Origin of the sequence: Streptomyces sp. S.PNR 29, assembly GCF_030386795.1 — a bacterium.
In the GTDB taxonomy this organism is placed as follows: domain Bacteria; phylum Actinomycetota; class Actinomycetes; order Streptomycetales; family Streptomycetaceae; genus Streptomyces.
Map to the genome: position 1 here is coordinate 160197 of NZ_JANUQM010000020.1, position 7109 is coordinate 167305.

Consider the following 7109-nt stretch of genomic DNA (forward strand, 5'->3'; position numbering starts at 1 on the left):
GCCGCCTTTCGCAGAAGGGTGAGGTGGTCAGCGCAGTTCGAGACCGGCGAGGTCGCCCGCCTCCCGCCAGCGCCTGAGGATGTTCACGAACTCCACCGAGCCGCCGCCGTAGCTGGAGTTGAGCAGGGGCAGTCCCCTCGGGTCGCCCTCGTTGTTGTAGAGGCCGGGCGTGCAGTTCTCGAGGAAGTCGATGTCGTTGCTGGCGAGCCGGAGGATCTCCTCGACCCATTCCTTCTCGCCGGCCTCGGAGGCCTCCACGACCCGGTGGCCCCGCTCCTCGACGGACTTGACGATGTACGCGAGGTGCCGGGTCTGCTCGCCCAGCATGTAGGCGATGTTGACGTGCCGGCCGGCCTGGACCTTGGACAGGATGAAGCAGTTGGGGAAGCCGTTCACCTGGAGTCCGTGCAGGGTGCGCGCCCCGTCCGCCCACTTCTCCGACAGCTTCACGCCGTCGCGGCCGACGATGTCGTAGCCGGCGCGGTCCGTGTACGGGACGGAGAACTCGTGCTCGTAGCCGGTGGCGAAGATCAGGCAGTCGACCGGGTACTCCCGGCCGTTCGCGACCACCCCGGCCGGGGTGAGCCGCTCCACGCCCCGCCCCTGGGTGTCGACCAGGGTCACATTGGGCCGGTTGAAGGTCTGGAGGTAGCCGTCGTGGAAGCAGGGCCGCTTGCAGTACACGCGGTAGTACGGCTTGAGCGCGGCGGCGGTCGCGGGGTCGGTGACGACGCTGTCGATGCGGGCGCGCAGCTCCTCCATCTTGAGGAAGTCGGCCCGCTCGGCCGCGAGCGCCCGCTCCTTGGGATCGCCCCCGGTGTCGCCGGTGGGCAGGATCGCGGCGGCCAGCTTGGCCGTGGTCTGGGTCCAGCGGTCCTGGACCAGGTCCTCGTCCTGCGGGATACCTGAGGTCAGCGCGTGGAAGTTCTCCATCCGGCGCTGCTGCCAGCCCGGTTCGAGGCTCTCCGCCCAGCCGGGCGGGGTGGGCCGGTTGCCGCGGACGTCGACCGCGGCCGGGGTGCGCTGGAAGAGGATGAGCTGCTCGGCCCACTCGGCGAGGTGCGGGGCGAGCTGGACGGTCGTCGAGCCGGTGCCGATGACGCCGACCTTCTTGTCCTGCAGCTTGGTCAGGCCGCCGGTGCTGTCGCCGCCGGTGTAGTCGAAGTCCCAGCGGCTGGTGTGGAAGGAGTGCCCGGCGAACGTCTCCAGGCCCGGCAGCCCGGGGAGTTTGGGGCGGTGCATCAGACCGATCGACATGGCCACGTACCGGGCCCGGATCAGATCCCCGCGGTCGGTGCTCACCAGCCACTTCCCGGCGGCCTCGTCCCAGCGCAGCTCGGTGACGTTGGTCTGGAAGAGGGCGTCGCGGTAGAGGTCGTACTTGTGGGCGATCCGCTGGAGGTGGGCGAAGATCTCGGGCCCGGTGGCGTACTTCTCGGTGGGTATCGTGCCGATCTCTTCGAGCAGCGGCATGTAGATGTAGCTCTCGACGTCGCACCGGACGCCGGGGAAGCGGTTCCAGTACCAGGTGCCGCCGACGTCGCCGGCCTCGTCGATCAGCCGGATGCGCTTCAGGCCGGTCTCCTTGCGCAGATGGGCGCCGGTCAGCAGGCCGCCGATGCCGGCGCCGACGACGGCGACGTCCACCTCGTCGGTGAGCGGCTCGCGCTCCTGTCGCTCGGTGTAGGGGTCTCGCGCGTAGCGGCTGAAGTCACCGCGCGCGAACTGGTACGTGCGGCCGACGCTGCGCTTGTCGCGTTCCTGCCGGTATTTCTCCCTCACCGCTTCCAGGTCGATGGTCAGTGTTTCATCGCTTCGGTCGTCGCTTTCGGCGCGTGCCACAGCTCCTCCTCGGGGGAAGGGGGCGGAAGGGAAACATGACGCCATACGTCGTCGAACTGATCGCGCAGCCGCAGCGGCGCGTCGGAGTTGCTGAAGAGATAGAAGCGGTCGGAGCCGAGGGCCTCCCACACGAGTTCGGCGACGTCCTCGGCGCTCACCGAGGTGGCGCCGCCCGCGCCGCGCGGGGCCGTCAGGCCGTGGACCATGGGGGTGTCGACCCGGCCGGGACACAGCACTGACACCCGGACCCCGGTGCCCCGCAGATCGGCACGCAGACTGCGGGCGACCGCGAGGTCGGCGTGCTTGGAGGCGGCGTAGGCCGCGCTGCCGGCGCCGACGACGAAGGCGGACATCGAGGCGGTGTGGATCAGATGGGCGGGCCGGCCGCGCTCCAGCAGCCGGGGGACGAAGGCGCGGGCCACCAGGACGTGCGCCCAGTGGTTCACCTCGAAGACCTGCCGCATCCGTTCCAGCGGCACCTCCCACAGGGGCTGTCCCACGGGGCCGAGGACCCCGGCGTTGTTGCACACCACGTCGATGTCGCCGTGCAGGTCGAACGCCGCCTCCGCGAGCCGTTCGACGGCGTCCGGGTCGGTCAGGTCGGCGGTCACCGCGGTGACCTGAGCGCCCTGAGCGGTGAGTTCGGCGGCCCGGCGGTGCAGGGCGTCGCCTTCGACGTCCGCCATGACCACGCAGGCGCCGGCCCGTGCGAAGCGCGCGCTGAGGGCGAGGCCGATGCCGCTGGCCGCGCCGGTCACCACGGCTGTCCCGGTCTGTAACTGCGTCTGTAACTGCGTCTGTAACTGTGTCTGTGACTGCACTTGGCTGTCTCCGCTTCTGCGCGCGGGCACACCGAAGGACGGCGCGCCGTTGCCCACGAGAAGGTCTGGATCAGATCGCGCGGTCCGAGGGGCGCGGGCGTCAGCCGGGATCGGGGAGCTTCAGGCTGATCACGAGAACCGTCACCGAGAAACACGTCAACAGGGCGAGAACGAGCACGGCCGCCGACGCCGTCGACAGCGAACCGGCCAGGGAGACATAGAGGGTTCCACCGACGGTCGCGCCCAGCGCGGTCGCCATCTGCTGGCTGGTCACCAGCACACCGCTGCCCATGCCGGCCTGCGCGGGGGGCACGTCGGCGAGGATCATCCGGAACAGCGTCGGGCCGGTCAGCGCCGCGCCCACGCCGAACAGGCCGATCCCGACGAGCACGAGCGCCAGGGAGGGATGCGGCCAGCCCAGCCGGATCACCAGCGCCAGCAGCAGCAGCCCCGTGCCCTGGACGAGGGCGCCCAGGGTGACGATCCGGCCGCCCAGGGCCGCCGCGATCCTCGGGGTGAACAGCGTCACCACGAAGAACGCCGCGGCGAACGGCGTCAGCACCCCGCCGGAGGCGAGCCCGTCCAGGCCGAAGTGCCCCTGCGCGATCAGCGCGTAGACGAACAGGAAGGCGCCGAAGCCGGCCGAGAACGGCACCATCGCCGCCAGCCCTCTGCGCATCCCCGGATGGGACAGCACCGACGGGGACAGCAGCGGTGAGCCGCCCCGCGCCTCCAGTCCGCGTTCGGCCCGCACCAGTGCCAGCGCCCCCGCCGCGGCGACCGCGAGCAGCGACCACAGCCACAGCGGCCAGCCCAGGTCGGGGCCCGCCACGACCAAGGCCAGGAGACAGACCATGGTGACACCGAACAGCACGGTGCCCACCGGGTCGAAGCTCGGCTTCCTGTCGGCCCTGGTCGCGGGGACGCGCCGGACGGCCAGCAGCGCGGCCACTCCGATCGGCACATTGATCGCGAAGACCGACCGCCAGCCGATCCCGGCGACGTCCAGCGAGACCAGCAGCCCGCCCAGGATCTGCCCGGTGACCATGCCGAGGGCCGCGGTCGCGCCGTACATGCCGATCGCGCGGGCGCGCGCCTGGCCCTCGGTGGCCGCCTGGATCGTCGCCAGCACCTGCGGTACGAGCATGGCGGCGGCGGCGCCCTGCAGCAGCCGGGCCGCGACGAGGAACTCGATGGTCGGGGCGAGTCCGCACAGCGCCGAGGTGACGGTGAACGCCGCGAGCCCGTAGGCGTACAGGCGCCGTCTGCCGAAGGCGTCGCCCAGCCGTCCGCCCAGCACCAGGCCGAGGGCGTAGGTGAGGCCGTAGCCGGACACCACCAGCTCCAGTGCCGCGGGGCCGCCGTGGAGGTCGTCACTGATCGAGGTGAGCGCCACATTGACGATGGAGGCGTCCACGATGGACAGGGCGTATCCGGTGAGCACCACCACGAGGGCGATGCCACTGAGCCCCGCGGCGGCCGGTGTCGTGCCGGCCGAGGGCTCCGGTGTCGCGTTGGGCCCCTTCAGAGGGGGGAGGCCCTCGCGTTTCGTCATGTGCTGCCTACCAGGCGTTCGTGGGGGACGGTTGAGACGGGTGCGGGGACGACAACGTCACTCGACGGTGGTGGGAGTGCCGGTGATCTTCGACAGGATTCCCTTGGAGGGGTCCTTCGCGGACTCCGGCCAGGGGGTCAGGGCGTTGAACCCGCGGTGGGAGGAGGCGGGCTGGATGCGGGTGTCCATCGACATCCTCATGCCGGCCGGGTCCACCGAGACGTTCGGGATGGACTTGTGACACATGAAGGCGTGGAAGAGGATCACGTCGCCCGGTTCCATGGGTGAGAACAGCAGCTGCTCGTCCGCGCCGAACTCCTCCGCCGGGATACCGCGCACGGGGTGGCCGAAGCGGCGGAAGTTCTCGGTGACGACGTGCTGGCGCGGGCCCTTCTTGTGGCTGCCGTCGGCGACGGCGACGCCGCCTATGCTGCGGCTCGTCGGGAGCAGCGGTATCCAGGCGGTGCGGAAGTCCTTGTTCGGGCCGATGTAGAAGCCGTCCTGGTGCAGCGGGGTCAGGAAGCTCGGCTCCGCGGAGCCCGCGGCGGAGGGGTAGTAGCGGATCGTCGTCGACTTGAAGACGAAGACGGGCTCGCCGAAGACCTTCTCCCAGACCTTGAGGGTCGAGGGGTGGTTCCACAGGTCGTCGTACTTGACGTAGTCGTGCATCGCGACCTCGTCGACCGCCTCGAAGGACTCGATGGTGAGGGTGTCGAGCGTGGTGCCGGGGGCGGCGTGGCCGAGCGCGATCAGGCCCTGGAGCATCTGCTCGGCGGCGGTCCGCACGAGGTCACCGTCCAGAACGTCGCGCAGATAGAGGTAGCCGTGCTCGTCGTAGAACCGGTCGAGGGCCTCACGGTCGTCGAGAAGAGGCGTGCAGTCGACGTAGTCGCTGAAAGTGTCCGTCATGGTTCCTTGTCCTCGTGACGTCTGTGCTTGGGGGAGGGAGCGTCAAACATCGGGGCGGGCCGACGGCTTCGATGGCGCCGGGCGAGGGGGAGGTGACGAGGGACGACCGCCGGGGACGGCGGTGCTGACGTTCAGGAGGGTGAGGGCCGGGCCGGTCAGAGGGACGCAACCGTTGATACAGGCCCTGAACGGAGGACGGCTGTGTTCTCGCTCGTGCCATGCCACTCAGAAGGTGACGGGGATTTCATCGAACCCGCCGGTGATCCGGTGCTCCTGCCAGCGCAGTGACTCCTCGGGCACCGCGAGCCGCAGGTCGGGCAGCCTGCGGAACAGCCGCTCGAACACCGCGGTCAGCTCGATCCGGGCCAGCGTGCGGCCGATGCAGTGCCGGACGCCGTGCCCGAAGGCCAGGTGCGACTTGGGCTTGTTCCGGGCCAGGTCGAACAGGTCGCCGTCGGGGAACGCCCGGCTGTCGTAGTTGGCCGCGCCGATGGCCAGCATCACCGCGTCGCCGGCGCGGATGACCGTCTCGCCGACGGTTATGTCGCTGTGCGCGTAGCGGGGTATCAGCGCGTTGGATCCCTTGCCGCCGACGCCCAGACGCAGGATTTCCTCGACCGCGGCCGGCGCGAGTTCGGGATTCTCGGCCAGCAGGGCACGCTGGGCCGGATTGCGCAGCAGCAGCAGGGTGCCCAGGTCGATGCGCACAATGGTGGTCTCGTAGCCGAACAACAGAATGGCGTTGCCCAAGTGGGCGATGTCCGCATCGGACAGTGCGCCGTCTTTGTCGGCGATCAGCTCGGACAGAATGTCGTCGCCCGGCTCGACTCTCTTGCGCGCCACCAGGTCCGTCATGTAGTCGACAACCTGTTGAAAGGTGTTCGCCGAGTGCTGGTTGTCGCTCTGGTCGAATGTGCCTCTCGCCCACTGCCCGAACCGCTCCCGGTCGTCCAACGGCACGCCGAGCAGATCGCAGATCACCATGGTCGGCAACGGAAACGACAGCGCGCGGTGCAGGTCGACCGGCGGAGTGCTGGCGGCCAACTGGTCGAGCAGGTCGTCCACATGGTGCTCGATCCGGGTCTTCATGAGGCGCATCCGGCGCGTGGAGAACCGGGGCACGAGCAGCGAGCGCATCTGCGCGTGCCTGGTGGACTCGGTGTCGTAGTCGTCCCCGGCCATCAGCGCGACCATGAAGCGTCTGGCCGCGCTCTTTGCCGACTGCTCCGGGTTGGGATTGCTGAGACCGAGTCGACGGTCGGCGAGCAGTGTCCTCACCTCGTCGTAGCGGGTGACCAGCCAGGCGTCTTCACCGGGGGTCCGCACCCTGGTGATCGGCCCCTCCTGCTGCAGTGCGCGCATCTGGGGCGCGATGCCGATGATGTCCGGATTATCGAAAGGTAACCTGGGGAGTTCCTTCATGTAATCACGATCATATGCTCGGGTTTCTATGTCAATAAGTGCGAGTCAGGGATTTCGGCGGCAGAGTCGGAGTGGCTTGACTGTGACGACTGGCACGTGTGTGCTCGACGTCCGGTGGAATGCCGGAGCCGTTTCTTTGCAGCGGCGATAAATGGCAGCCCATCAGCTTCGCGGCGAATGCGCGGAAAGGATGTCGGGCAGGACGAATTCCGGTGCAATGCGCGAAGTGACTGACGGAACTACCTGATCGGTAATCAGTTGGGTCCCCGCTCGTCTTATGTTGGAGAATTGCGCCGACTCAGCCTCCGGGGAACTGCGACAACTGTACTTCTGCATGCCTGTCAGCGGCGGGGCCGACCGATTTCCATCGGCGGCCGCCGGCGAGCGCGGCGCGCCGTGCCGCAGGCACGGCGCAACGGCAGCCGCCCGTCCGGCGGACGGCTGCCATGGCGAGGAGAGGTGAGCAGGGGTCAGAGTGAGGTGCCGATCAGCTTGGCGAGGTCGATGAGGCGGTTGGAGTAGCCCCACTCGTTGTCGTACCAGCCGACGACCTTGACCTG

General features: G+C 69.2%; 5 protein-coding genes. All 5 read right to left on the reverse strand.

Annotated elements, in window-relative coordinates; translation table 11 throughout:
• Window positions 1–27: 27 nt before the first annotated feature.
• Entirely contained in the window at window positions 28–1842 is a 1815-nt protein-coding gene (gene ptlE / locus NW895_RS38530) for a neopentalenolactone/pentalenolactone D synthase (protein WP_289941694.1), read from the reverse strand.
• Entirely contained in the window at window positions 1800–2600 is an 801-nt protein-coding gene (gene ptlF / locus NW895_RS38535) for a 1-deoxy-11-beta-hydroxypentalenate dehydrogenase (RefSeq protein WP_289941696.1), read from the reverse strand. Before ptlF ends, ptlE begins: the two co-directional genes overlap by 43 nt.
• A 163-nt stretch (window positions 2601–2763) precedes the next feature.
• Window positions 2764–4218, reverse strand: coding sequence for an MFS transporter (locus NW895_RS38540; protein WP_289941698.1), 1455 nt, complete (start codon window positions 4216–4218; stop codon window positions 2764–2766).
• Window positions 4219–4275: 57 nt separating this feature from the next.
• On the reverse strand, window positions 4276–5127 hold the full coding sequence (ptlH, locus tag NW895_RS38545; protein ID WP_289941699.1) for a 1-deoxypentalenic acid 11-beta-hydroxylase: 852 nt from the start codon (window positions 5125–5127) through the stop codon (window positions 4276–4278).
• 225 nt (window positions 5128–5352) lie between these two features.
• Complete coding sequence (gene penM, locus NW895_RS38550) at window positions 5353–6549, reverse strand: pentalenolactone synthase (RefSeq protein ID WP_289941700.1); 1197 nt, start codon at window positions 6547–6549, stop codon at window positions 5353–5355.
• Window positions 6550–7109: the final 560 nt, after the last annotated feature.